The sequence below is a fragment of the Microvirga sp. GCM10011540 genome (assembly GCF_042650665.1).
In the GTDB taxonomy this organism is placed as follows: Bacteria; Pseudomonadota; Alphaproteobacteria; order Rhizobiales; family Beijerinckiaceae; genus Microvirga; species Microvirga lenta.
In genome coordinates, this window is record NZ_JBHSBQ010000143.1 from 34711 (window position 1) to 57145 (window position 22435).

26 protein-coding genes are annotated in these 22435 nt (G+C 68.3%); 7 read left to right on the forward strand and 19 right to left on the reverse strand.

All coding sequences use genetic code 11. The features are described 5' to 3' along the window. Positions 1-71 precede the first annotated feature (71 nt). Together ACFOYU_RS24535 and ACFOYU_RS24540 are read right to left on the reverse strand one after the other, a co-directional pair. The gene (locus ACFOYU_RS24535) at positions 72-854 is read right to left on the reverse strand and encodes an ABC transporter ATP-binding protein (RefSeq protein WP_226738562.1); all 783 of its coding nucleotides are present in this window, start codon (positions 852-854) and stop codon (positions 72-74) included. After that, on the reverse strand, positions 851-1855 hold the full coding sequence (locus ACFOYU_RS24540) for a FecCD family ABC transporter permease (protein ID WP_377035579.1): 1005 nt from the start codon (positions 1853-1855) through the stop codon (positions 851-853). Before ACFOYU_RS24540 ends, ACFOYU_RS24535 begins: the two co-directional genes overlap by 4 nt. Positions 1856-2167: 312 nt before the next feature. On the opposite strand from ACFOYU_RS24540, the gene ACFOYU_RS24545 reads away from it, so the two are divergent. From ACFOYU_RS24545 to ACFOYU_RS24555, 3 genes are all read left to right on the forward strand, one after another. Beyond that, on the forward strand, positions 2168-3322 hold the full coding sequence (locus tag ACFOYU_RS24545) for an aminotransferase (protein ID WP_377035580.1): 1155 nt from the start codon (positions 2168-2170) through the stop codon (positions 3320-3322). Positions 3323-3423: 101 nt separating this feature from the next. Then, a complete protein-coding gene (locus tag ACFOYU_RS24550; protein ID WP_226738556.1) occupies positions 3424-4512 on the forward strand; it encodes a polyamine ABC transporter substrate-binding protein in 1089 nt (362 codons plus the stop codon). A 74-nt stretch (positions 4513-4586) separates the two neighbouring features. Next, complete coding sequence (locus tag ACFOYU_RS24555; RefSeq protein ID WP_226738554.1) at positions 4587-5312, forward strand: SIMPL domain-containing protein; 726 nt, start codon at positions 4587-4589, stop codon at positions 5310-5312. Positions 5313-5319: 7 nt separating this feature from the next. Here the strand turns inward: ACFOYU_RS24555 and ACFOYU_RS24560 are convergent, their stop codons facing one another. The 4 genes from ACFOYU_RS24560 to ACFOYU_RS24575 form a co-directional block, all read right to left on the reverse strand. Beyond that, positions 5320-6132, reverse strand: a complete 813-nt coding sequence (locus ACFOYU_RS24560) for an anti-sigma factor family protein (RefSeq protein ID WP_377035581.1) — start codon at positions 6130-6132, stop codon at positions 5320-5322. Further along, the gene (locus ACFOYU_RS24565) at positions 6129-6638 is read right to left on the reverse strand and encodes an RNA polymerase sigma factor (RefSeq protein WP_377035582.1); all 510 of its coding nucleotides are present in this window, start codon (positions 6636-6638) and stop codon (positions 6129-6131) included. Before ACFOYU_RS24565 ends, ACFOYU_RS24560 begins: the two co-directional genes overlap by 4 nt. 102 nt (positions 6639-6740) lie before the next feature. After that, positions 6741-7394 carry a GNAT family N-acetyltransferase gene (locus ACFOYU_RS24570; RefSeq protein WP_377035583.1) on the reverse strand — a complete coding sequence of 218 codons (654 nt, stop codon included), beginning with the start codon at positions 7392-7394 and terminating at the stop codon, positions 6741-6743. Between the two features lie 195 nt (positions 7395-7589). Next, on the reverse strand, positions 7590-7976 hold the full coding sequence (locus ACFOYU_RS24575) for a hypothetical protein (protein ID WP_226738546.1): 387 nt from the start codon (positions 7974-7976) through the stop codon (positions 7590-7592). A gap of 193 nt (positions 7977-8169) precedes the next feature. Here ACFOYU_RS24575 and ACFOYU_RS24580 point away from each other — a divergent pair, with 193 nt between their 5' ends. After that, positions 8170-8913 carry a Crp/Fnr family transcriptional regulator gene (locus ACFOYU_RS24580; RefSeq protein ID WP_377035584.1) on the forward strand — a complete coding sequence of 248 codons (744 nt, stop codon included), beginning with the start codon at positions 8170-8172 and terminating at the stop codon, positions 8911-8913. A gap of 8 nt (positions 8914-8921) precedes the next feature. On the opposite strand, the gene ptsN is transcribed toward ACFOYU_RS24580, so the two are convergent. From ptsN to ACFOYU_RS24620, 8 genes are all read right to left on the reverse strand, one after another. Then, positions 8922-9380, reverse strand: a complete 459-nt coding sequence (gene ptsN, locus ACFOYU_RS24585; protein WP_226738541.1) for a PTS IIA-like nitrogen regulatory protein PtsN — start codon at positions 9378-9380, stop codon at positions 8922-8924. 80 nt (positions 9381-9460) lie between these two features. Beyond that, a complete protein-coding gene (gene hpf / locus ACFOYU_RS24590; RefSeq protein WP_226738539.1) occupies positions 9461-10033 on the reverse strand; it encodes a ribosome hibernation-promoting factor, HPF/YfiA family in 573 nt (190 codons plus the stop codon). A gap of 93 nt (positions 10034-10126) precedes the next feature. Continuing rightward, positions 10127-11545 carry an RNA polymerase factor sigma-54 gene (gene rpoN, locus ACFOYU_RS24595; RefSeq protein ID WP_377035585.1) on the reverse strand — a complete coding sequence of 473 codons (1419 nt, stop codon included), beginning with the start codon at positions 11543-11545 and terminating at the stop codon, positions 10127-10129. A gap of 85 nt (positions 11546-11630) precedes the next feature. Next, positions 11631-12461 (reverse strand): hypothetical protein, encoded by an 831-nt coding sequence (locus ACFOYU_RS24600; protein ID WP_377035586.1) that lies wholly within the window; start codon positions 12459-12461, stop codon positions 11631-11633. Between the two features lie 10 nt (positions 12462-12471). Then, on the reverse strand, positions 12472-13011 hold the full coding sequence (locus ACFOYU_RS24605) for a GNAT family N-acetyltransferase (protein WP_377035587.1): 540 nt from the start codon (positions 13009-13011) through the stop codon (positions 12472-12474). 10 nt (positions 13012-13021) lie between these two features. Then, positions 13022-13621: a helix-turn-helix domain-containing protein gene (locus ACFOYU_RS24610; RefSeq protein WP_377035588.1), complete on the reverse strand. Its 600-nt coding sequence runs from the start codon at positions 13619-13621 to the stop codon at positions 13022-13024. A gap of 119 nt (positions 13622-13740) precedes the next feature. After that, positions 13741-16161 carry a bifunctional diguanylate cyclase/phosphodiesterase gene (locus ACFOYU_RS24615; RefSeq protein ID WP_226738528.1) on the reverse strand — a complete coding sequence of 807 codons (2421 nt, stop codon included), beginning with the start codon at positions 16159-16161 and terminating at the stop codon, positions 13741-13743. A gap of 30 nt (positions 16162-16191) precedes the next feature. Further along, positions 16192-16716: a molybdopterin-dependent oxidoreductase gene (locus ACFOYU_RS24620; protein ID WP_226738526.1), complete on the reverse strand. Its 525-nt coding sequence runs from the start codon at positions 16714-16716 to the stop codon at positions 16192-16194. 198 nt (positions 16717-16914) lie between these two features. Here ACFOYU_RS24620 and folE point away from each other — a divergent pair, with 198 nt between their 5' ends. Beyond that, entirely contained in the window at positions 16915-17589 is a 675-nt protein-coding gene (folE, locus tag ACFOYU_RS24625) for a GTP cyclohydrolase I (RefSeq protein ID WP_377035589.1), read from the forward strand. Between the two features lie 31 nt (positions 17590-17620). After that, positions 17621-18124 carry a 6-pyruvoyl tetrahydropterin synthase family protein gene (locus tag ACFOYU_RS24630; RefSeq protein WP_377035590.1) on the forward strand — a complete coding sequence of 168 codons (504 nt, stop codon included), beginning with the start codon at positions 17621-17623 and terminating at the stop codon, positions 18122-18124. A gap of 46 nt (positions 18125-18170) precedes the next feature. On the opposite strand, the gene lptB is transcribed toward ACFOYU_RS24630, so the two are convergent. From lptB to ACFOYU_RS24655, 5 genes are all read right to left on the reverse strand, one after another. Then, positions 18171-18953 carry an LPS export ABC transporter ATP-binding protein gene (gene lptB, locus ACFOYU_RS24635; RefSeq protein ID WP_226739245.1) on the reverse strand — a complete coding sequence of 261 codons (783 nt, stop codon included), beginning with the start codon at positions 18951-18953 and terminating at the stop codon, positions 18171-18173. Positions 18954-19064: 111 nt separating this feature from the next. Further along, on the reverse strand, positions 19065-19703 hold the full coding sequence (locus ACFOYU_RS24640) for an LptA/OstA family protein (RefSeq protein WP_377035591.1): 639 nt from the start codon (positions 19701-19703) through the stop codon (positions 19065-19067). Continuing rightward, positions 19700-20476, reverse strand: a complete 777-nt coding sequence (gene lptC, locus ACFOYU_RS24645; RefSeq protein ID WP_226738518.1) for an LPS export ABC transporter periplasmic protein LptC — start codon at positions 20474-20476, stop codon at positions 19700-19702. The genes ACFOYU_RS24640 and lptC overlap by 4 nt, the downstream gene beginning before the upstream one ends. Before the next feature lie 63 nt (positions 20477-20539). Then, the gene (locus tag ACFOYU_RS24650; RefSeq protein ID WP_226738516.1) at positions 20540-21154 is read right to left on the reverse strand and encodes a ribonuclease D; all 615 of its coding nucleotides are present in this window, start codon (positions 21152-21154) and stop codon (positions 20540-20542) included. A 121-nt stretch (positions 21155-21275) separates the two neighbouring features. After that, positions 21276-21761 carry a hypothetical protein gene (locus ACFOYU_RS24655; RefSeq protein ID WP_377035592.1) on the reverse strand — a complete coding sequence of 162 codons (486 nt, stop codon included), beginning with the start codon at positions 21759-21761 and terminating at the stop codon, positions 21276-21278. Positions 21762-21988: 227 nt separating this feature from the next. Here ACFOYU_RS24655 and ACFOYU_RS24660 point away from each other — a divergent pair, with 227 nt between their 5' ends. Beyond that, the gene (locus ACFOYU_RS24660) at positions 21989-22384 is read left to right on the forward strand and encodes a hypothetical protein (RefSeq protein ID WP_226738513.1); all 396 of its coding nucleotides are present in this window, start codon (positions 21989-21991) and stop codon (positions 22382-22384) included. Positions 22385-22435: the final 51 nt, after the last annotated feature.

Sequence of the window (22435 nt, forward strand, 5' to 3'; positions counted from 1 at the left end):
GACGGGCGGTATCCGCCGACCTCCGCCCTTTGTCAATGTGACGCCGGGCGGCGTGGGGCGGGTCCGGCGCCTCACCCTTGCGGCAGCGGGCTTTCGGCCACCACCACGAGGCCGCCCTCCTCCCGGGAGACATGGGCGCTGATGCCGAAGCTCGCGGCGAGGCGCGCCTCCGTCAGCACCTCCTCGGGCGGGGCATGGGCCTCGAGGCGGCCCCGGTCGAGGAGAACGATCTCGTCCGCGAACCGCGCCGCCAGGGTGAGGTTGTGCATGATCGCGACCACCATCGCCCCGGCCCGGGCCTGGGCGCGCAGGACCTCCAGCACGACGAGCTCGTGGCGCGGGTCGAGCGCCGCGACCGGTTCGTCGGCGAGGAGAACGGGCGCTTTGGTCGCAAGGGCGCGGGCGAGAAGCACCCGGGCGCGCTCGCCCCCGGAGAGCTCCGTGGCCGGCCGGTCCTCGAATCCCGCGAGATCGGCCGCCGCCATGGCCTGCGCCACCGCCTCGCGCCCCGCGGCGGGGAGCGCATCCGGCTCTTCGCCGTGCGGGAGACGGCCGAGGGCCACCACCGCCCTGACCGGCAGGGGCCAGGCCACGGTGCCGCTCTGGGGCAGGTAGGCGATGGCCCGCGCCCGGTCGGCGGCGCGCAGGCGCGCGACCGGCGCCCCGTCGAGGGTCACCGTGCCCTCGGCCGGCGCGAGAAGCCCGGCCAGGGACCGCAGCAAGGTCGTCTTGCCGGCGCCGTTCGGCCCGACGATCACGGTGAAGCGGCCGGATTCGAGGGTGAGGTCGATGGCCGAGAGGGCCCTGCGGCGTCCGAGATCCACCGAGAGGGAGCGGGCCTGAAGCCGGGTCATGCCGGGGTCTCCGCCAGCTCGGCCTTTCGCCGGGCGATGACCCAGAGGAAGAACGGCACGCCCAGGATGGCGGTCAGCACGCCGATCTTGATCTCGGCGCTCGACGGGATCAGGCGCACGGCGCAATCGGCGGCGAGCAGGAGCGCGGCGCCCGCGAGCCCCGCGGGAACGAGGGTCCGGGCCGGATCGTAGCCCACGAAGGGGCGCACCAGATGGGGGGCGACGAGCCCGACGAAGCCGATGGAGCCCGCCACCGCCACCGAGGCGCCCGTGCCGATGGCCGCCCCCGCCACGATGAGGACCCGCAGCCGGCGCACGTCGACCCCGAGGCTGCGCGCCGTCTCCTCCCCCAGGGCCAGGGCCCGCAGGCCCGGCGCGGCGGCGAGGACGAGGACCGACGCAATCAGGATGAAGGGAACGGCCATCAGCACGTGGACGCTGGAGCGGTCCTCGAAGGAGCCCAGGAGCCAGAACACGATCTCGGTGACCGCGAAGGGATTCGGCGACAGGCTGATGGCGAGCGAGGTCCCGGCCCCCGCGAGGCTGCCGACCGCGAGCCCCGCCAGGACGAGCACCACCACCGTGGCGTTGCGGCCCGCCACCGCGACCACGAGGGCGATGGAGACGAGGGCACCCGCGATGGCCGCGACGGGCAGGGCCCAGGACAGGGCGCCGACCAGCCCGAAATAGAGCACCAGCACGGCCCCCAGGGCCGCCGCCTGCGGCGCGCCGAACACCGCCGTGTCGGCCAGGGGGTTGCGCAGGAGCCCCTGCAGGGCCGCGCCCGTGATCCCGAAGATCCAGCCGACGAGCAGGCTGAGCAAGGTGCGCGGCAGCCGGATCTCCCGCACCACGATGCCCGCGGCGCCCTGGTCGGAGACGAGCGCCTTCGCGGCCGTGACGGCCGGGATCGGCGCCGGCCCGACGGCGAGCGAGGCGAGGCTCAGGATCGCGAGGAGCAGCGCGAGGCCTGCGATGAGGGAGGGCCGGGAGGGAAGCATGGATGGCGGTTTTCGTTGTCCCACCCGCGATAGCAACAGGGCCTCCCGCTGTCATCCCCGCCACTCTCTTCCCTCCCCTTGAGGAAGGTTAGGAGGCGCAAAGCCGGAGCGCTGTACGTGCAAGCGGAGGCGCGAGCGAGGGTGAGGGAGAAAGCGTTTCCGATTTCGCACCGGTTGCGCCACCCGACTCTCCTCCCCCTTGTGGGGAGGGAAAAGCAGCTGACGGAGCAAGCGACAAACCGGGTTCGATCCGGCGGCGGACCGTGCTACGAAGCTGGCAAAGCCCTTCAGAACAACGATTCAGAGCCCGGCATGAACCCGCTTTTCGCCAATCTGCCCACCACCGTCTTCGAAGTGATGTCGAGCCTCGCGCGCGAGACCGGCGCGATCAATCTCGGCCAAGGCTTCCCGGACGATCCCGGCCCCGAGGACGTGCGGCGCATGGCGGCGGACGCGGTGCTCAACGGCTACAACCAATATCCGTCGATGATGGGCATTCCGGAGCTGCGCAGCGCCATCGCGGCCCATTACAGACACTGGCAGGGCATCGACCTCGACGCCGGCACCGAGGTCATGGTCACGTCCGGCGCCACGGAGGCCCTGGCGGGGGCGATCCTCGGCATCGTCGAGCCCGGCGACGAGGTGGTGCTGTTCGAGCCCATGTACGACGCCTACCTGCCCCTGGTGCGGCTCGCGGGCGGCGTGCCGAAATTCGTGACGCTCCAGCCGCCCCATTTCCGGCTGACCGAGGAGGCGCTGGCGAAGGCCTTCTCGCCCAAGACCAAGGCCGTGGTGCTCAACAACCCGCTCAACCCCACCGCCACCGTGTTCTCGCCGGAGGATCTGGCGCTTCTGGCCGATTTCTGCCGCCGCTTCGACGCCATCTGCATCAGCGACGAGGTCTGGGAGCACGTGGTCTTCGACGGCCGCCGCCACCAGCCGGTTCTGGCGCTCGAAGGCATGCGCGAGCGCTCGGTGAAGATCGGCTCGGCGGGCAAGATCTTCAGCCTCACCGGCTGGAAGGTCGGCTTCGTCTGCGCCGCCCCGCACATCATGAAGGTGCTGGCGAAGTCCCACCAGTTCCTGACCTTCACCACGCCGCCCAACCTGCAGGTGGCCGTGGCCTACGGGCTGGCGAAGGAGGACGCCTATTTCGAGACCATGCGCAGCACCTTCGCCCGCAGCCGCGACCGGTTCTCGGCCGGGCTCGAGACCCTGGGCTTCCAGGTCATTCCGAGCCAGGGCACCTATTTCCTCAACATCGACATCGCGCCCTTGGGCGAAACCGACGACGTGGCCTTCTGCCGCCGCCTGGTCATGGACCACGGGGTCGCGGCGATCCCGGTCTCGGCCTTCTATGCGCAAGGGGCGGTGAAGAACGTGGTGCGCTTCTGCTTCGCCAAGAAGGACGAGACCCTGGATGCCGGCCTGGAGCGGCTGGCGGGCGTGGCCCGGAAGGCGGCGTGACCGCCGCGCGGCAACCCCCTGAATTCAGGATTGTTTCTTTCGGCATAAGCCCTTAGCCTCACTGTGTCATCGTTCCGAAACCAGAGGAGTTCCCACCCCTGATGATCCGTACTTTCGCCTCGCTTGCCCTGGCCCTTGGCCTTGTCACGGGCGCCGCCGCTCAGGAGCGCGTCGTCAATGTCTACAACTGGTCGGACTATGTGGACCCGAAGGCGCTGGACGAGTTCACGAAGGAGACCGGGATCAAGGTCGTCTACGACACCTACGACAACAACGAGATCGTGGAGACCAAGCTGCTGGCCGGCCAGTCCGGCTACGACATCGTGGTGCCCTCCGGGCCGTTCGTGCAGCGCCTCATCGGCGCCAAGGTGTTCCAGAAGCTCGACAAGTCGAAGCTGCCGAACCTGTCGAACCAATGGCCCGAGGTGACGGAGCGCCTGGCCGTGTTCGACCCGGGCAACCAATATGCCGTCAACTACATGTGGGGCACCACCGGCATCGGCATCAACACCAAGAAGGTGAAGGAGATCCTGGGCGACAACGTGCCCCTCAACACCTGGGACCTGGTGCTCAAGCCCGAAATCTCCTCCAAGCTCAAGAGCTGCGGCATCTACATGCTCGACAGCCCCGAGGACCTCTTCCCCGGCGTTCTGGCCTATCTCGGCCTCAACCCGGATTCCAAGCGCACCGAGGATCTGAACAAGGCGGGCGACGCCCTGTTCCGCATCCGCGGCAACATCCAGAAGTTCCACTCCTCCGAATACATCAACGCGCTGGCCAACGGCGACATCTGCGTGGCGGTGGGCTATTCGGGCGACATGATCCAGGCCAAGAGCCGCGCCGAGGAAGCCAAGAACGGCGTCGAGATCTCCTACGTGATCCCGCGCGAGGGCGCGCTGATGTGGTTCGACAGCTTCGCGATCCCGGCGGACGCGAAGAACGTGGACGAGGCGCACGAATTCATCAACTTCATGCTGCGCCCCGAAATCGCCGCCATGAACACGAACTTCGTGTCCTATGCGTCGGGCAACCTGGCCGCCAAGAAGCACATCGAGCCGGAGATCCTGAACAATCCGGGCATCTACCCGGACGACGCGACCATGAAGCGCCTGTTCACCAACACGGCCTATGACGAGCGGGCGCAGCGCACCGTGACCCGGCTCTGGACCCGGGTGAAGACCGGCCGTTAATCCGCCGCTCAGAATCGGTTTGGAATCGTCTGCTCCGCCATTTCGGCGGAGCAGTCATTTCGGGAGACCCTCACATGCGCCTCGTCACCCTCGCGGCCCTTGCCGCGCTTGCCCTCGCGTCCCCGGCGCTCGCCCAGACCGACGCGGCGCCGCGCCAGCCCACGATCAGCGTCGTCGGCACCGGCGAGGTGGAGCTCAAGCCGAACTTCGCCCGGGTCTTCGTGACCGTGGCCACCCAGGCCGACACGGTGGCGCAGGCGGCGAGCCAGAACCGGGCCGCCACCGAGCGGGTGCTCGCCCGCATCGAAGGCCTCGGCATCAAGCGCGAGGACATCCAGACCTCCAACTTCCAGGTCTTCCAGACCCCGCAGCAATACACGCCCGACGGAAAAGAGGTGAAGGCGCCGAAATTCTCGGCCAACCACCAGTTGCGAATCACCACCCGCGACCTCGACGGGGTCGGGCGCCTGGCCGGCGAGATCCTGGCCAGCGGCGACATGACCTTCCAGTCCGTCACCTGGGGCCTCGACCGTCAGGAAGAGGGCGCCGACAAGGCCCGCGAGGCCGCCGTGCGCGACGCCCGCCGCCAGGCCGAGGTCTATGCCTCCGCCGCCGGGGTCTCCCTCGGCCGCCTGATCGAGATCCGCGACGGCTCGGCCCAGCCCTTCGAGCCCCAGCCCGAGATGCGCATGCAGATGGCGATGTCGAAGGGCGCCGAGGCGGTTCCGATCGTGCCCCCGGCCTCGATCCGCTACACGGCGAGCGTCCAGCTCGTCTGGGAGATGGCGCAGCGGCCGTGACGACGCCTCAGAGGCGGTTCCCGGCCGGCGCGGACCGGTTCTCCAACTGGCGGTAGACGCTCTGCGCGACCGCCAGGAGCTCGTCCCGGCCGATGCTGCCGGTCACCACGTAGGACAGGCCCCTGTCGATCCAGGAAAAGGCCGAGACGCCATTCTGCGCCTCGTAGCGGAAGGAGGTCTCCTCCTCCGCGTGGCTGGACCGGGCATAGAGCGTCAGGCGCCGGCCGCGCCCGTCGTCGTACATGAACAGGGCGGCGGGCTCCGCGCCCGCGGGCAGGAGACGCCCGCCCATCAGGCGGTAGCCCTGGCCGGTGAGGTCCGGCGCCACCAGGGTCTTGCCGACCCGGCGCGACAGCCATTGCACCAGATGGGCCTCCTGGTCGGCCCCGACCTCCACCGGGTGGAGCCGCTCGCCCACATAGGTCCTGTAGGCCGTGATGGCGTCGTCGGCGGCCGTGCCCGCCGCCGCCTGCCGCATCGGAAGGCCGCCGGCGAGCCACAGGCCGCCCAAGGTTCCGGCGGCGAGGCCGAGGGCGAGCCAGGCCAGGGCCGCCGCCACGGCGCCCCAGCGGAAGCGCGAGGGCCGGTTGCCCTGGGCCATGATGTTCGCGACGCGCAGCCGTGCCGGGATCGGCTCGTTCGCCTTGAAGGCGAGCCGCTCCCGCAGGTCCCGGCGCTGCTCGGCCTCGACCGCGACCTGCGCCGCGGCGGCCGGGTTGTCCGCCAGATAAGCCCCCACGGCCCTCAGACGGCCGGGGGCGAGGCGGCCGTCCACATAGGCCTGCAGGTCGTCCTCGCCGATGGGGCGCTCGTCCGTCACTTGACCCTCCTGAGAACGGCGTTGCGCTCGGTCTCCATGAACCGTCTCATCTTGTCCCGCGCCCGGCTGAGGCGCGACATCACGGTGCCGATGGGCACGTCGAGCACCTGGGCCACCTGCTCATAGGAGAGATCCTCGACGCCGACCAGCAGCAGCACGGAACGCTGCTCCTCGGGCAGGGCGTCGAGACCCGACAGGATATCCCGCAGGCCCGCCGTTCCGTCGGTCGCGCCGTCGGGGGCGGGAAGGTCGTCCAGGATCTCCATGCCCACATGCGGGCCGCGCCGCCGGCGCTGCCGCACGCCGTTGAGAAAGAGATTGCGCTGGATGGCGAAGAGCCAGGCCCTCAGGTCCCCGTCCCGCCGCCGCAGGTTCCAGCGGCTGATGGCGCGCTCCAGCGTGTCCTGCACCAGATCGTCCGCCGCCTCGTCATCGCGCAGGAGCGCCCAGGCATAGCGCCTCAGGCTCGGGATCTGCGGTTCGAGAAGAGACGCGATCTCATTCACGGTCGTGCATCTTTCATGCCCGGGCCGGGCGGCCGACGCCCGGCGGATCGGCGGGAGCACCGTTGCGGGCGGACGTCCCGATCCGCCCTCGCGCACGATGCGCTAGGATATCCTGGCACAGAACAGCGACCTGCAGCCAGGGCTGCAAAGGGCGAGGCAGGGGCGCCTGCCGCCCAGCACGAGGATGCGTCCGACCGTCCTGAAGCCGATGCGCCTCAGCCCCTTCTGCGACGGGCGATTGTGCGACTGAACGCAGCTCACCAGTCCCTTGAAGCCCTGCTGTTCGAGCAGCGCCTGCATGGCCCTTGCGATGCCCATGCCGTAGAGGCGCCGGCCCCGGAAGGCCGGCGCGGTGAAGGCCTTGTACATATAGACGTAGCCCGGGCCGAAGACGGCCGTCAGCGAATCCTGGATCGGCGTCGGGCCGACCGCATACCAGGCATAGGCGCCCAGGATCCCGTCCTGGATGAACGCGAAGCAGCGGTCGCCGCGCGCGAAGGCGCCGGACAGGAACTCCTCGTCGAGCTCCAGGGAGGGATCGGCTCTCGACAGGCGCTTGAGTTCGTCCTGGCCGAGGAACCCCCATTGCCCGCCATGGCCGGCGGCCAGCTCCCAATCCACCTCGCCCCGCGCCAGGACGACCACCTGAAACACCATCAACATGACGGCGCTGTTGGCCAGCCGGTAGACGACGTGAAACAGGGTGCTGGCAAGGCCGTGCCGTGCCACGTAATTGCGAAGACGTGCGCTCACCATCGCTCTCTGCACGCCGGTTATGCCCCTTTATCGCCCTTGGATCGTCTCCGGCGATGATAGGAGCGCCGGGCGCAGGCGCGCATAGCCACGCGGTGGTACCGGGCTCAGTCATTTGGGGTAACGACGAATCGGGAGGCGCGTCGGACAGGCCGTCGTTCCAGCCCCGCCGACACGCCTTCCGGCGCCGGGGCGGCCTTACGGCGCCGCCACGTGCCACACCTGGTTGACGCCGTCGCCGGTCGCGTCGCCGGCCTTGGTGTCCTTGATCCAGGTGTAGAGCGGCTTGCCCTTGTAGGCCCATTGCATGGAGCCGTCGTCCCGCTTCACCAGGCTCCATTCACCGGAAGCCTTGGCGTCGGCGGAGGCCATCAGGGGCGGCCAGTTCTGGGCGCAGGTGCCGTTGCAGTTGGATTTCCCGGCCGCATCGCGGTCGAAGGTGTAGAGGGTCATGCCCTTCGCATCCACGAGGGCCCTGCCCTTGCTCGTCTCCGCGACCTTGGCGGGGGCGGCGGTCTGCGCCGTCGCGCAGGTTGCGGCCAGCAGGGCGCCGGCCAGGATCGTCGAGCGTGCCAGAAACGTCATGTGAATTCTCCCCGGGTCATGTGGCGACCACGACCTTTAGGACACGCCCTGTGCCGCATTTATTCCGCCCCGCCGGGGGATTTTTGCGGGAGGCGGAGAGGCCGACCGACCCCGCCTCGCCTTCGCCGGCCGCTCCGGTTAAGCTCGGTGCCCAAGCCGGAGACATCCACCGGGCCGGCTGCCGGAAGACACGATGCAGACAAGGGACGAATATCCCCTCAGCCACACCCTGATCCTCAAGCTCGAGCGGCGCGACCGGCTCTCTCCGGAGGAGAAGCAGGTTCTGGAAAGTGCGATCTCCCGGGTTTCGGACATCGGGGCGGACGAGGAGTTCATCCGCGAGGGGGATCGTCCGACCGACAGCACGCTTCTGCTCGAAGGCTTCGCCGCCCGCTACAAGGGCCTCGCCAACGGAAAGCGGCAGATCACGGCCCTTCACGTGCCCGGCGACTTCGTCGACCTGCACAGCTTCCTCCTGAAGACGATGGATCACGGGATCGTGGCCCTCACCCCGTGCCGGATCGCCTCCGTCCCGCACACGGCATTGCGCACGATCACCGAACGCCATCCCCATCTCACCCGTCTGCTCTGGCTCAATACGCTGCTGGACGGCGCCATCCACCGCGAATGGCTCGTGGCCATGGGACGCCGCACGGCGCTCGGCCGGATGACCCATCTGTTCTGCGAGCTTTTCCTGCGCCTTCAGATCGTGGGACAGACCGAGGGCAGAAGCTTCAAGCTGCCGCTGACGCAGGCCGAACTGGGCGATACCCTCGGCCTCTCGACCGTTCACATCAACCGGATCCTGCAGGAATTGCGGGCGAACGGGCTGGTCGCCTGGCGCGGCCCGACCCTGACGATCCTGGACTGGGATCGCCTGGTGGAGGCTGCGGAGTTCGACCCTGCCTTCCTGAACCTGGACCGGGAACCGCGCTGAGAACGGCCTCAGGCCGCCTTCGGGAACTCGGTCATGATGGCATAAAGGGCCGCGGCGTCGCGGGTCATGCGGACCCGCTCGATCAGGCCGGGCTCGCGCAGCACCCGGGCGACCCGGGACAGGGCCTTCAGGTGGTCCGCGCCCGCGCCCTCGGGGGCGAGAAGCAGGAAGAGCACGTCCACGTGCTGGCCGTCCAGGGCCTCGAACTCGATAGGCTTCTCCAGCCGCGCCATCAGGCCGAAGATTCGGGTGAGGCCCGCAAGCTTCCCGTGGGGAATGGCGATGCCCTCGCCGATCCCCGTGGAGCCGAGCCGCTCACGCTGCAGAAGAGCCTCGAAGATGTCGGCCGCTTCGAGGCCCGTGAGCTTGGCCGCGTGGGAGGCCAGTTCCTGCAAGGCCTGTTTCTTGCCGTTGACCCGCATGGCGGGCAGGACGGCGCGGGGGTCTAGGAAATCCAGCAAAGGCATCGATCAAGCTGCATATGTTGTGAAGCCGACAGGCCTCGTGCCGTTCCAAGCAAGTCTTGGGCCAAAACGGCCAAGTCTCTTCAGGACTGAGCCGGCGGAGGATCGACCCAGCCGATCGCCCCGTCGCCGCGGCGGTATACGACGTTCACGCGGCCGGTGCCAGCGTGGATGAACACGAGAGCGGCGGCTCCGGACAGATCCAGCTGCATCACAGCGTCGCTGACGGAGGCCCGGTGGAGCGGTTTCATGGTCTCGGCGATCACCACCGGGTGGTAGGCTTCCTCCCCCACATCCTCGTCGGTGGGCGCCTCGAAGACCGCATAGGGGGCCTCAAGGCTCGTGTCCCGCCCGGTCGCGGTCGGGTGATTCTTCAGTCTCTGCCGGTAGCGGCGCAGGCGCTTTTCGATGCGGTCCGCGCTCTGATCGAAGCTGGCATAGGCATCCCCCGCCGCGCCCGAGGCCTCGAGGGTCATGCCCGAGGTCAGATGGACGACGCAGTCGGTGCGAAAGCCCGTGCCGTCGCGGGCGACCGTCACATGGCCGGAATAACCTCCGTCGAAATACTTGGTCAGGGCGCCGGCCATCCGCGCCTCCACCTGGGACCTAAGGGCTTCGCCGATATCGAGATTCTTACCGGATACCCTCAATGTCATGTCGTTGTTCTCCTTGTGCGTTTCCCCGCCCCGGGCGACGCTTTGTGGGATGATGCGGCTTCCCCGGGGCAATACAAGTCTTGATGTTGTCCCCTACGGGGTCTTCAATCGGTGTTTGGCCCGCCTGCGGCGGTCGGCCGAGGAGGGGATGCGCAGGATCTCGCGATATTTCGCGACGGTCCTGCGCGCGATTTCCATGCCTTCCCCCTTCAGTTTTTGGGCAATTGCATCATCCGAGAGCACCGCGTCCGCCGCCTCGGCCTCCACGAGCTGCCGGATCCGGTAGCGCACCGCCTCGGAGGAATGCCCGCCCTCGCCGGCCGCGGCGGCGAAGAAGGACTTCATGGGGAAAACCCCGCGGGCGGACCCGATGGCCTTGTTGGCCGCCACCCGCGACACGGTCGATTCGTGCATGCCGATGGCCTCGGCCACCGCTTTCAGGGTCAGGGGGCGCAGGGCGGCGACGCCCTCGCGGAAGAACGCCTCCTGCCGGGTCACGATCTCGGTCGCCACCTTCAGGATGGTCCTGGCCCGCTGATCGAGGCTGCGGGTCAGCCAATGGGCATTCTGCAGGCATTCGGACAGGAAGACCTTGTCCTTGTCGCTCTTGACCGATTGCACGACCTGGGCGTGGTAGGTCCGGTCGAGGAGGATGCGGGGCAGGGTGTCCGGATTGAGCTCGACCGTGAAGCCGCCGCCGGGCGCGGCGCGCACCAGGGCGTCGGGGACCAGCACGTCGACCGAGGCCGCCGCGAAGGCGAGGCCGGGCTTCGGCTCCAGGCGGCGCAGTTCGGCCAGCATGTCGGCCAGGTCCTCGGCATCGACGCCGCACAGGCGCCGCAGGGCCGCGAAGTCGTGACGGGCGACGAGGTCGAGGCGCCCGAGGAGAGTCTCCATGGCCGGGTCCAGGCGGTCGCGCTCGCGCAGCTGGAGTGCGAGGCATTCCGCCAGGTTCCGCGCGCCCACGCCGGGCGGATCGAAGCCCTGGATCAGCCGCAGGGCGGCTTCGACCGTTCCGGTCGAGACGGCCAGCCGCCCGGCGATGTCCGCGAGGTCCTCGGTCAGGTAGCCCGATTCGTCGAGGCTGTGGATCAGGTGCTCGCCTACCTGCCGGATCTCCCGGTCGGCGCCCGCCAGATCGAGCTGGGCCTCGAGATGCTCGGTGAGGCTGGCGGCGCGGGCCAGGGTGGCCTCGAGCTCCGGCTTGAGCTCGGAATCGCCGCCTCCCGTCCGCACGGAGCCCCCGGACGATGGCCCCTTGGGAACAGGCAGGGGCCGGGGCGCGCTTCCGATGCCTCCGCCGCGCCGGGCATTCGGGGCCTGCCGCGCCGGGCTGCGCGGGAAGGCGCCGCCCTCGGCCTCCTGGAGGAGAGGATTGCGCTCGAGCTCGGCCTCCACATAGGCGACGAGTTCCGCGTGGGAGAGCTGCAGGAGCTTGATGGACTGGAGCAGTTGCGGGGTCATCGTCAGGGACTGGCCCTGGCGGAGTTCAAGCCGTTGCGTTGCGCTCATGACGGCATCCAACGATCCCTCGGCATGTCGAACATGCCTCTCAGGTGTACTGCGCGGCTCCAGCCACGTCAAAAGGCTAGGATTCCTAGGCGAAGCGCAGAATGCCGGCGCCCAGGGCCACGAGCGCCACCGCCCCCATCTGCGCCGGGGCCATTCTTTCGCGCAGCACCACGACCGCGATCAGCGCCCCGAAGACCATGCTGGTGTCCCGCAGGGCCGCCCCCAGGGCGATGGGCGCCCGCTCCCAGACCCACAGGATCAGGACATAGGACAGGATCGCCGCCGCCGCTCCGAACACCGCCATGGCGCGGTTGGACGCCAGCGCGTCGCGGATCGAGCCGCCCCGAAGGCGGAAGGTCGTTCCGAACACCACCGCGTTGACGATGGAGAGCACCAGGGCATAGCCCAGCACCGACGGCGAGAGCCGCGCCCCCTGCGCGTCGCAGACCGCGTAGGCGGCCGAGAACAGCCCCGCCGCGAGCGCATAGGCGAAGGCGGCCGGTCCGTGCCGGCCCCGTCCGACCGCGAAGAACGCGACGCCGGCCGAGATGAGCGCGACGCCCGCGATCCCGGTCCGGCTGAGGCTTTCGCCCACGAGCACGTTGGCGAACAGCGTGACCAGAAGGGGCGAGACGGCCCGGGCCAGGGGATAGACGAAGCCGAAGCCGCCATGGGCATAGCCCTGCACGAGGGTCAGCATGGCGAGAAGGTTGAACAGGGCCGAGGCCGCGAGCCAGGGCAAAGCCGCGGCCGAGGGCCAGGGCAGGAAGGCCAGCGCGGGCACCGCCGCCAAGCCCGAGCCGACGACCACCGCGGCCATCGCGCCCTGCGCATCCGGCGATGCCTTCACGGCGGCGTTCCAGGCCGCGTGGAGGAAGGCGCTCAGGAGCGCGGCGAGGACGACGACCGAATCCATGGCGGTTCCGTCAGGCGCCGGGAAGCTGCTTGTGGTAGACCGTCGTGTCGCAAAGCCCGCCCTGCGGCCACAGGGCGTAGTTCGGGATGACGCCCACCCTCATCCAGCCGAGGCGGTCGTAGAGGCGCTCCGCATCGCCGCCCGTCACCGTGTCGAGCACGAGCACGCTCTTGCCGGCGCGGCGCGCGGCGTCCTCCGCGGCCCGCATCAGGGCGGCCCCGACGCCCTTCCGGCGCGCCCGCCGATGGACCAGCATCTTGGAGATGTCGGCCCGGTGGGGCTGGTTCTCCGGCTGCCTGAGCACGACCTGCACGGTGCCGACCACCGACCCGTCCGATTCGTCCCGCGCCACGAGCAGGATGCGCTCTCCGGCCGCGACGCCCTCGGCCACGCCCTGCCAGAAGGCGTCCGCCCGCTCCTGCGTCAGGGGCGCCATGAAGCTGACCGAGGCGCCACCCTCGACGCAGTCGATCAGGACCGCCGAGAGGGCGCCGACCTGCGCCCGCGCCTCGTCCGGGGACAGGGCATGGACCGTGACGTGCCCGCACATGATGAACTCCTCAACGTTGGCCGGCGCCCGTGCCGCTCCGGTCGGCGGCGAGCGCCACCAGATAGCGGGCGGGCCGGTCGGCCGGATTGTGAAACACGATCAGCTGTTCGATGTGCATGGAAAGGCAGTCGCCCGTGGCGAGCCGGTGGGTTGCGTCGCCCACGGTCAGCTCGATGTCCCCGTCGATCATCCAGACCTGCTGACCGATGCCGACGGAGCGGGGGCCCGTGTCGTAGGTGACGCGGGCGCCGGCCGGCAGCACCACCTCCACGAGCTCGATGGGGGACGGGTAGCCCGGAGCCGACAGGTTGCGGCGCATGTAGCCGGTGGCCGGATCGCGCCAGGTGCGCTGGTCGGCGCGCCGCGCCAGGGGCGACGGGTCGGCGCCCTCCCCGCCCGAGAAGAGGGACGCGAGGGTGACGCCGAGGCCCGCCGCCAGCTTGTCGAGAACCGCCGCGGTCGGGCTGCTTTGACCGCGCTCGATGAGGGAGATCATGGAGCGGCTCACGCCCGTGCACTCGGCCAGGCCCTCGAGGGTCAGGCCACGCTCCGCGCGCAGGCTGCGAAGGCGCGCGGCGAGGTGCGCGTTGATGTCCGGGGAGTTGTCCATTAAATTAGAATGCTCGTCCAATATAATGGAGTCAAGCGCGCCGGAAGGCCTTCGGCAGGATACAGGTCGGGATCCGCCGGGCCAGGGGCGGATGCTGCGGGACGGTGTCGGGGAGGGCCTCAGAGCGCCTCGCGCGCCTCTTCCTCGTAGAGGGAGAACACGAGCTCGTCCGCCGGCAGCGGATAGCCGAAATAATAGCCCTGCACCTCGGTGCATCCGGCCACGAGGAGCTGCCGGTACTGCTCCTCGGTCTCCACGCCCTCCGCCGTGGTGATCATGCCCAGGCTGGACCCGAGCCGCGTGATCGACTGCACGATGGCGAGGCAGTCGGCGCGGGAGGTCAGCTCCCGGACGAAGGACTGGTCGATCTTGATCTTGTCGAAGGGGAAGCTGCGCAGGTAGCTCAGGGACGAATAGCCCGTGCCGAAATCGTCCATGGCGATGCATACGCCGAGCGCGCGCAGCTCGTGCAGGGTGGCGAGCGTGGTCTCGTTATCCTGCAGCAGCACCGATTCGGTGATTTCGAGCTCGAGCCGGCTCGGGCACAGGCCGGACAGCGCCAGGGCGCGGCTCACGGTCTCCACCAGGTTCCGGTTGCGGAACTGCACCGGGGAGAGATTGACCGCGACCTTGGTGCCGTGAGGCCATTGCGCCGCCTGGCGGCAGGCTTGCTCGATGACCCATTCCCCGAGAGCGGAGATGAGGCCGATATCCTCGGCGACCGGGATGAACTCCGCCGGGGAGACCATGCCCTTCTCGGGGTGCCGCCAGCGCAGCAGGGCCTCGAAGCCGCTGATCTCGTGGCGCCGGATGTTGACCTGAGGCTGGTATGCGAGGGCGAATTCCCCGTTGGACAGGGCCTTGCGCAGATCGGCTTCCATGAGACGCCGGGCCTGGAGCTGCGCGTCCATCTCGGGCTCGAAGAAGCGGTAGGTCCCGCGCCGGTCGGACTTGGCGCGGTAGAGGGCGAGGTCCGCGTGCTTCAGGAGCTGGTCCGGGGCGACCCGCCCCTCGACCGCGAGGGCGATGCCGACGCTCGTGCCGATGACGATCTCCTGGCCCTCGACCTCGTAGGGGGCGCCGATGGCGTTGATGATGCGGGACGCGAGGGAGGCGCAGTCGTTGGGCTCGTCCACCGCCACCTGCAGCATGGCGAACTCGTCGCCGCCGAGGCGGGCGATGACGTCCCCGTCCCGGACGCAGCTGCGCAGGCGCACCGCGACGGCCTTGAGGAGCTCGTCGCCGGTTTCGTGGCCGAGGGAATCGTTCACGTCCTTGAAGCGGTCGAGATCGAGGCACAGGACCGCGACCGTGGTGCCCATCCGGTGGGCGGCGGCGAGCGCCTGGTCGAGCCTCTCCCGGAACAGCACCCTGTTGGCGAGGTCCGTCAGCGCGTCGTGATGGGCCATGTAGGCGATCTGCGACTCGGCGCGGCGGCGCTCGGTGATGTCCTCGTAGGTGGCGATCCACCCGCCGCCGGTCATCGGCTGGTGGGAGATTGAGAAGGTCTTGCCGTCCGGCTCCTCCTGGATGAAGGAGGCGCGCCGGCGGCTGCGGGCGAGCTCGTCCTGGCGGGCGCAGATCTGCCGCAGGGCGGCGATTCCCGGCGACTGGGACGGGTCGGCGCTCCGCGTCAGCTGGTCGAGGGTGACGCCGGGCCGGGCCATGTCGCTGAGGCCGAAGAGCTCGGTGAAGCGCGCATTGAACACGATGATCCGCCGGTCGGCATCGACCATGCAGAGCCCGTGCGACATGTTGTTGAGGGCGGCGTCGAAGCGCTCGTTCTGCAGGCGCAGCTCCTGCTCCTGCGTCTGCAGGACCTGGTTGCGGCTCTGAAGCTCCTTGTAGGCGAAGCCGAGGGCCTTGTTGGCGTCCTCGAGCTCGGCGGAGGTGGCCTGGAGGTTGCCGGTGAGGGAGCGCAGCTCCTTGTGGGCGCGCCCGAGCAGGCGGTTGTGCCATCCCAGAAGGCCCAGCAGCACGATTCCGACCAGGATGAGACAGGCCGCGAGGCTGGAGAAGAGCCAGTGCAGGCGGATCAGCTCGTGCTGGTCTTCCGCCACCCGCTGGCCGCCGAAATGGTTGGCCGCCGAGGCGAGATCCGTCAGCTTCGTCTCGAGGGGCTGAAGGATCGCATAGGCCCTCACGGCGTTGCCGGGCTCCTCGAGCCGCTCGATGAGAGGCTCGACCTCGCGCAGGACCCTGGTGAGGCTCTCCACCGTGGCCTGACGCTCGGGATCGCGGCGGACGAAGGACTGGAACTCGCCGTCCGTCAGCAGCTTCGCCCGGCTGAGGAGGATGTCGTACCGGAGCACGACCTCGTCCTTGTCGACGCCGCTGCCCGGGATCTCGTAGGCGTTGAGGCGCTGGCCCAGCCGGGTGAATTCGGACACCGCCTGGCTCGCGAGCCAGGAGATGTTGTAGCGGGAGACTTCCTTCAGCGTGTTCTGACGCTCGATGACGAGGATCGAGATGTAGGCGGCCGAAAGGAGGAAGCTGGCAATGACGACAGCAAGCACCAGTTTGAGCGTTCGCAGCGACAAGGGCTGTCCTCCGAAACGAGCCTCAGGCGGTCATTTCACGACGATCTTCGCAACCTGCCAGACGGAGCGGCCGTAATAGGTCTGGTTCTTCAGTTCCGGCTTGCTGTCGAAGGGGTAGATCACGAAGAGAGGTCCCTTGTCGCGGACCGGCATGTACTCGCCGTCGCGCTTCAGGGCCAGGATCACGTTGTGCTTCGAGAAATCCTCGATCGGGATTTCGCTGCTGTAGTCGTTGAGGGCGACGAAGACGGCCCGCTGGCCGTCGGCGCCGACCAGCTTCATCAGCTTGTCGAGGGAGACGCCCTCGAACTTCACCGGGCCGTTGTACCAGGGCGTCGTGGTCTCGATGGTCTCCATGCCGAGAGCCTCGAGCATGGGACGGTCGAACTGGGCCGTGTCGCCCTTGTTGGTGGCGCCGATCTTGCCGGAGATGGTCAGGATGGGTTTCTCCTTGGGCGTTCCCAGGGTCTCCGCGCCCGCACCCGTGACGCTGAGGAATCCGACCAACAATACCGCAATCGCCACGATATTGCGTTTCGCGTAGTCAATAATCATTCTAATCTCCGGAGGTCTTCGGCAAAAACTAATACCAAGAATCAATGATGATGCGCGAGTTATAATTATTCCTTTAATCAGTCTTTCGTCACAAAGAATTAGCATATAGCTTGCCACAGACGCTATGCGACACGCCTAATGCGTCTGCGACACTAGGGAACGAGCAGCCTTTCGACGTTCATCGGATAAAGGTCGATTATGAACTTCCACTCCACTGGTTTGAATTTGTCCCGGCTCTGCAACGAGGCTCTCGATCAGCCGATCGACGAGGCGGAGCGGGAAACGATGATTGCCGCCGCGGCCAGCAAGGTCGAGGAACTGTTCGATATTCTGCGCATCGACCACCGGAACGACCACAACACCCGCGATACGCCCCAGCGGGTCGCCAAGATGTACGTGGAGGAGATCCTGCAGGGCCGCTACACGGCTCCCCCGCGGATCACCGAGTTCGACAACGTGCGGTCCTACGACCAGCTCATCGTGACCGGCCCGATCGAGCTGCGCTCCATGTGCGCGCATCACCTCATGCCGATCTACGGCTATGCCTATATCGGCATCCTTCCCTCGGCCGAGGGCAAGATCATCGGCCTGTCGAAATACGACCGCATCGTCGATTACTTCGCCTCCCGGCTCCAGATCCAGGAAGAGCTCGTCAAGCAGATCGGCGATTACATCGTGGACATGACGAAGCCGCGCGGCCTCGCCGTGCGCATCAGCGCGGTGCACATGTGCAAGACCCAGCGGGGCGTGCGCTCCAGCCGCCGCAGCCGCATGGTGAACACCTATTTCTGGGGCGAGCTCGCCACCAGCGCCGAGCACAAGAGCGAGTTCCTCCAGGAATGCATCACCCTCGACCGGGGATCGGCCGAATAGACCCGTCAGAAAGCCCTTCGGAGAGTTTTCGATGACCCTGACCGCCGAAAGACCGGCGCCTGCGCCCGAGAGCCCTCCCCAGGGGCGGGAAATCTACCGGTCGACCAAGAGCTACGACCATAACGAGGGGCTGTCGTGCTGCTTCCGCCAATGGCGGGCCACGCATTCCCATTGCCGCCTGATCCACGGCTACGCCCTCGCCTTCCGGTTCGTCTTCGCCACCTATGAGCTCGACGAGCGCAACTGGTGCTTCGACTTCGGCGGCATGAAGCCGGTCAAGGCGTGGCTCAAGGATCTGTTCGACCACACCATGCTGGTCGCCGAGGACGATCCCGAGCTGGAGCGTTTCGCGGCCCTGCACCGGGACGGTCTGGTGAACCTGCGCGTGCTCCCGGCGGTGGGCTGCGAGGCCACGGCCAAGCACGTGTTCAACCACGTGGCCGGCTTCGTGCGCGAGGAAACCGGCGGCCGGGTCTGGCTCGAGAGCGTCGAGGTCAAGGAGCACGGCGGCAACTCGGCCATCTATTCCCGCTGAAAGGCCGGTCTCAAGCCGCCTTCCGGGAGCGCCTGAGCCGGGGTCGTCAGAGACGGAAATCCTCGCCCAGATAGAGGCGCCGGACCTCCTCGTTGGCCACGATGGCGTCCGGGTGGCCCTCGGTGAGGACGCGGCCGGAATGGATGATGTAGGCCCGGTCGATCAGGCCCAGCGTCTCGCGGACGTTGTGGTCCGTGATCAGCACGCCGATCCCGCGCCGGGTCAGGTGGCGCACCAGGTTCTGGATGTCGCCGACCGCGATCGGGTCGATGCCCGCGAAGGGCTCGTCGAGCAGCATGAAGGTCGGCTCGCCGGCCAGCGCGCGGGCGATCTCGCAGCGCCGCCGCTCGCCGCCCGAGAGGGCGATGGACGGCGACTTGCGCAGGCGCGTGATGTTGAACTCGTCGAGCAGCGCGTCGAGCTTGCGCTCGCGCTCCTTGCGGCTCGGCTCGACGATTTCGAGCACCGCGCGGATGTTGTCCTCCACGTTGAGGCCGCGGAAGATCGACGCCTCCTGCGGCAGGTAGCCGATGCCGAGGCGGGCGCGGCGGTACATGGGAAGCTGCGTCACCTCGTGCCCGTCGAGGCTGATCACGCCCCGATCCGCCGAGACGAGGCCGGTGATCATGTAGAAGATGGTGGTCTTGCCCGCGCCGTTGGGGCCGAGCAGGCCGACGGCCTCGCCCGCGCGCACGTTCAGGGCCGCGTCGTGAACCACGGTGCGGCCGCGATAGCTCTTCTGCAGGCCCTTGACCGCCAGCACGCCGGGTCCGCCGAAGACGGACACGTTTCCGGTGGTCTCGTAGAACGACTGGCCCGGCGCGCTCAGCTCCGCATCCAGGAAATGCGAATCCGAGGGACCGGCTTGGGAACGGCGGAGAAGGGATTTCAAGAGGCTATCGCTGCAATGAGGAAGGGACCGGGATGAAAGGCGCCGACGTCAGTTGGTCGCCGGCTTCTTGGGCGCGGGCTTGGCATTGGCGCCCGCTCCCGTGGGAGCCGGACCGCCGCTGCCGGGCACGAACAGGGCGCGCACGCGCCCGCCCGGCTTCGTCTCCACATTGGCCACGCCCGTGTTGATGTCGTACACCACCCGCTCGCCGCGGGTGACGTTGGGCCCGTCGCTCAGGGCCGCGTTGCCGGTCAGGAAGATCTTGTTCGACACCCGGTCGAAGGTCGCGTTGTTGCCCGTTGCCACCTGGGTCTTCGACACGATGGTGACCGGGCCTTCGCAGTCGATCTTCTTGATCGAGCTGTCGTCCGCGCCCTGCGGTCCCGGCGTCGCGGCGCCGCCGCCCTCCCGGTTCTGCTGCTCGTAGTACACGGTCATGAGGCTGCAGTTCATGGTGCTCTCGCCCTGAACCGCCACCACGTTGCCGGTGAAGACCGCGCGCCCTTCCTTGTCGAACACGTCGAGACGGTCGGCGTCGATCTTGATCGGCTCCTTGCTGGCGCCGAAATTGCCGAAACCGACGGCGCGCTCCTTGCCGGCGCCGACCTGGGCCGAGACAGGTTGGACGCAGACCGGCGCGGCGAGGAGAAGCGCGCCTGCGAGGGCGGCGAATTTTGGAGTCATCATGGACGCACACTTGTCGGTTGCGCCGGCGGGCTCTCGGAGCCGGCCTCGGCGGGAACGGAAGCGGATGATTCGGACGATGCGGCGTGGAAGGTGGTGCGGACGCGGCCCTTGAAATGCATGGCCTTGCCGTTGTCCTTCACCTCGAGGCCGGTGGCCTCGATGATGCCGTTGCCGAGGGTGACGGTGACGGGCTCGTCGGACACGACCGTGCCGGCCTTGAAGTCCACGAAGGCCGAGTTGAGCAGGACCTCCTGGCCGCTGTCCGTCCGCACGCGGACGTCCTGGCGCAGGTTCATCTGCTCCTTCTGGGTGTTCAGGATGCCGATGGCGGCCTCGAGCCGGGCGGCGCTGCCCTTGTCGTCGGTGACGATGCGCGCCTTCAGGTCCTTCAGCTCGACGAGGGTGGGATTCCGCACGTCCTGCGTCGCCGCGCTCGCCGTCACCTCGTAGGGACGGTTGTCGTTGCGAAAGCCGGTCAGCTTCGGGCTTTCCATGGTCACGTTCGTGCCGCTCACGGAAATGGGGCCCACGCTCAGCCCCTCGATCTGGCGGAAGGGATCGAGATACGCGACCGCGCCGACCGCCGCCATGGCGATCAGGGCGCCGAGGGGAATCGCCACCTTGGCGACGCGCACCAGCCTGGAATGGCGCTGGGCCTTGGAGAAGGCGCGCGAACGCGCGCTCCGCACGGGAGCCGGACCGTCACCGATCGTGATGCCGTTCGTCGCCGTCACTGTCAAAGGCCCCTTCCCGTCCACATCGGCCGGTGCCATGGCCGACAGCCGTGGCAATGTTGTGACGGATGAGGGTTTTATGCGGGAAAGTTTAAGGTCGCGTCAACTATGGGCGAAAATGTCCGTGTCCGGCCACCCCAAAAGATCCAGCTGCGCCCGCGTGGGCAGGAACGAGAAGCACTGATGGGCGATGCCGAGCCGGTTCTCCCGCTCCAGCATCCGGTCGAGCCGGTCCTTGAGCGCATGGAGATGCAGCACGTCGGAGGCCGCGTAGTCGAGCTGGGCCTGGGTGAGCGTGTCGGCGCCCCAGTCGGAGGATTGCTGCTGCTTGGAGAGCTCGACGCCGAGCTGCTCGCGCACCAGGTCCTTCAGGCCGTGCCGGTCGGTATAGGTGCGCACGAGCCGCGAGGCCACCTTGGTGCAGTAGACCGGACGCGGCATCACCCCGAAGGCGTGGAACAGCACCGCGAGGTCGAAGCGGGCATAGTGGAAGATCTTGAGCACGCTCTCGTCGCCGAGCACCCGGACCAGGTTCTCCGGAACGGGTCCGTCCTTTTCGATCTGGACCACGTCGGCGGTGCCGTCGCCCTTCGAGATCTGCACCACGCACAGGCGGTCCCGGTGGGGGTTGAGGCCAAGGGTCTCGGTGTCGATCGCGATGGCCGGGCCGGGCTGGTAGTCCGCGGGCAGGTCGCCGCGATGGAAGCGGGTGGTCATGAAACGTCCAGATCGAAAATTGTCCCGGGTTCTGCCTCTACCCTGTCCGCACCGCCCGGGCAACGACGCGAAAAGCCCCGCGCGGGGCGGGGCTTTCCTCGAGGGGCACGGCACGCGGATCTCAGTAGCAGGTCTGGACCCGGCGGACGATCACACGCCCGTAGCGGTTCACGATCCGGCGGCGCTCCGTGAAGCAGGTGCGGGCCGGGGCGTAGTAGGTCGGCTGATAGTAGCCGGGCGAATAGTAATAGGGATTGGCCGCCGCGCTGGCGATGGCGCCGAGAGCCAGGCCGCCGATCAGGCCCGCCGCGACGGCGCCGCCGTTGTAGGAGCGGCGGTAGCCGTAGCGATAGGGATAGCCGTAGCGGTAGCGCGGGCCGTAATAGGCCGGGCGATAGCCGTAACGGGGACCGTAATAGCCCGCGACCGGGCGGTAGGGCCGCACCGCGCGGGCGCCGACGGGCACGCCCGAAAAGTAGCGGACGGTGCCGCCTTCATAGGCCGGAACACCGTAGAAGACTTGCGCCGAGGCGGGCGCCGACTGGAGCGCCATGGCGCCGCCGAGGGCGAAGGCTGCAGCCGTCAAGGTTTTGAATGGGACAATCATCACGTCCTCCAGGACACTGAGACTTGTCTGACAACGGCAGGCGGAGGCGGGATGTTCCGCTTTTGTCTTGAGCACCGTCGCCGCAACCGCTGCCGCAGGATGTGCGGCAGCGCATAGGCCGATCACCAAAAAGCGATTCTTCGCAACCTTGTCCTGACAGCCGCGTTGGTCGTGCGATGCTTACGGCACGTCACCCTCGTGGCAACGCCTTACGATGGAGAACTTTTATGCGACGCATCCTTATGACGACGGCCGCCATTGGCGCGCTCGCCTTCAGCGCGGCTGGGGCGATGGCTCAGACCCCGCCGCCGGTCCCGAACGCCAGCGGCTCGCAGGTGACCAACCCGGCCACCTACGGCAACACCGCCAGCCCGGGCACCATTCAGACCGCCCCTCCCGGCCAGCCCGCCATGACCGGCACCTGCGCGCCGGTTCCGAACGCCAGCGGTTCGCAGACGACGAATCCCTGCACCTACGGCTCCACCGTGCCGCAGAACCACGGCCAGAGGCTGAACGTGGCGCCGTCCGCGACCGGCTCGGTCCCGCCGCCGCCGGTTCCGAACGCCAGCGGCTCGCAGGTGACCAACCCGGCCACCTACGGGAACACGACGCCCGTCCGCTAACTCGGGATCGCTGATCCCTCAAGATCCATCGGGACCGGGCGGTCCGGCACA

Coding starts and splice junctions, on each gene's coding strand:
- ACFOYU_RS24535 (WP_226738562.1), bottom strand. CDS start 854: ATGACCCGGCTTCAGGCCCGCTCCCTCTCGGTGGATCTCGGACGCCGC.
- ACFOYU_RS24540 (WP_377035579.1), bottom strand. CDS start 1,855: ATGCTTCCCTCCCGGCCCTCCCTCATCGCAGGCCTCGCGCTGCTCCTC.
- ACFOYU_RS24545 (WP_377035580.1), top strand. CDS start 2,168: ATGAACCCGCTTTTCGCCAATCTGCCCACCACCGTCTTCGAAGTGATG.
- ACFOYU_RS24550 (WP_226738556.1), top strand. CDS start 3,424: ATGATCCGTACTTTCGCCTCGCTTGCCCTGGCCCTTGGCCTTGTCACG.
- ACFOYU_RS24555 (WP_226738554.1), top strand. CDS start 4,587: ATGCGCCTCGTCACCCTCGCGGCCCTTGCCGCGCTTGCCCTCGCGTCC.
- ACFOYU_RS24570 (WP_377035583.1), bottom strand. CDS start 7,394: ATGGTGAGCGCACGTCTTCGCAATTACGTGGCACGGCACGGCCTTGCC.
- ACFOYU_RS24575 (WP_226738546.1), bottom strand. CDS start 7,976: ATGACGTTTCTGGCACGCTCGACGATCCTGGCCGGCGCCCTGCTGGCC.
- ACFOYU_RS24580 (WP_377035584.1), top strand. CDS start 8,170: ATGCAGACAAGGGACGAATATCCCCTCAGCCACACCCTGATCCTCAAG.
- ptsN (WP_226738541.1), bottom strand. CDS start 9,380: ATGCCTTTGCTGGATTTCCTAGACCCCCGCGCCGTCCTGCCCGCCATG.
- hpf (WP_226738539.1), bottom strand. CDS start 10,033: ATGACATTGAGGGTATCCGGTAAGAATCTCGATATCGGCGAAGCCCTT.
- rpoN (WP_377035585.1), bottom strand. CDS start 11,545: ATGAGCGCAACGCAACGGCTTGAACTCCGCCAGGGCCAGTCCCTGACG.
- ACFOYU_RS24600 (WP_377035586.1), bottom strand. CDS start 12,461: ATGGATTCGGTCGTCGTCCTCGCCGCGCTCCTGAGCGCCTTCCTCCAC.
- ACFOYU_RS24605 (WP_377035587.1), bottom strand. CDS start 13,011: ATGTGCGGGCACGTCACGGTCCATGCCCTGTCCCCGGACGAGGCGCGG.
- ACFOYU_RS24610 (WP_377035588.1), bottom strand. CDS start 13,621: ATGGACAACTCCCCGGACATCAACGCGCACCTCGCCGCGCGCCTTCGC.
- ACFOYU_RS24620 (WP_226738526.1), bottom strand. CDS start 16,716: ATGATTATTGACTACGCGAAACGCAATATCGTGGCGATTGCGGTATTG.
- folE (WP_377035589.1), top strand. CDS start 16,915: ATGAACTTCCACTCCACTGGTTTGAATTTGTCCCGGCTCTGCAACGAG.
- ACFOYU_RS24630 (WP_377035590.1), top strand. CDS start 17,621: ATGACCCTGACCGCCGAAAGACCGGCGCCTGCGCCCGAGAGCCCTCCC.
- ACFOYU_RS24640 (WP_377035591.1), bottom strand. CDS start 19,703: ATGATGACTCCAAAATTCGCCGCCCTCGCAGGCGCGCTTCTCCTCGCC.
- lptC (WP_226738518.1), bottom strand. CDS start 20,476: ATGGCACCGGCCGATGTGGACGGGAAGGGGCCTTTGACAGTGACGGCG.
- ACFOYU_RS24650 (WP_226738516.1), bottom strand. CDS start 21,154: ATGACCACCCGCTTCCATCGCGGCGACCTGCCCGCGGACTACCAGCCC.
- ACFOYU_RS24655 (WP_377035592.1), bottom strand. CDS start 21,761: ATGATTGTCCCATTCAAAACCTTGACGGCTGCAGCCTTCGCCCTCGGC.
- ACFOYU_RS24660 (WP_226738513.1), top strand. CDS start 21,989: ATGCGACGCATCCTTATGACGACGGCCGCCATTGGCGCGCTCGCCTTC.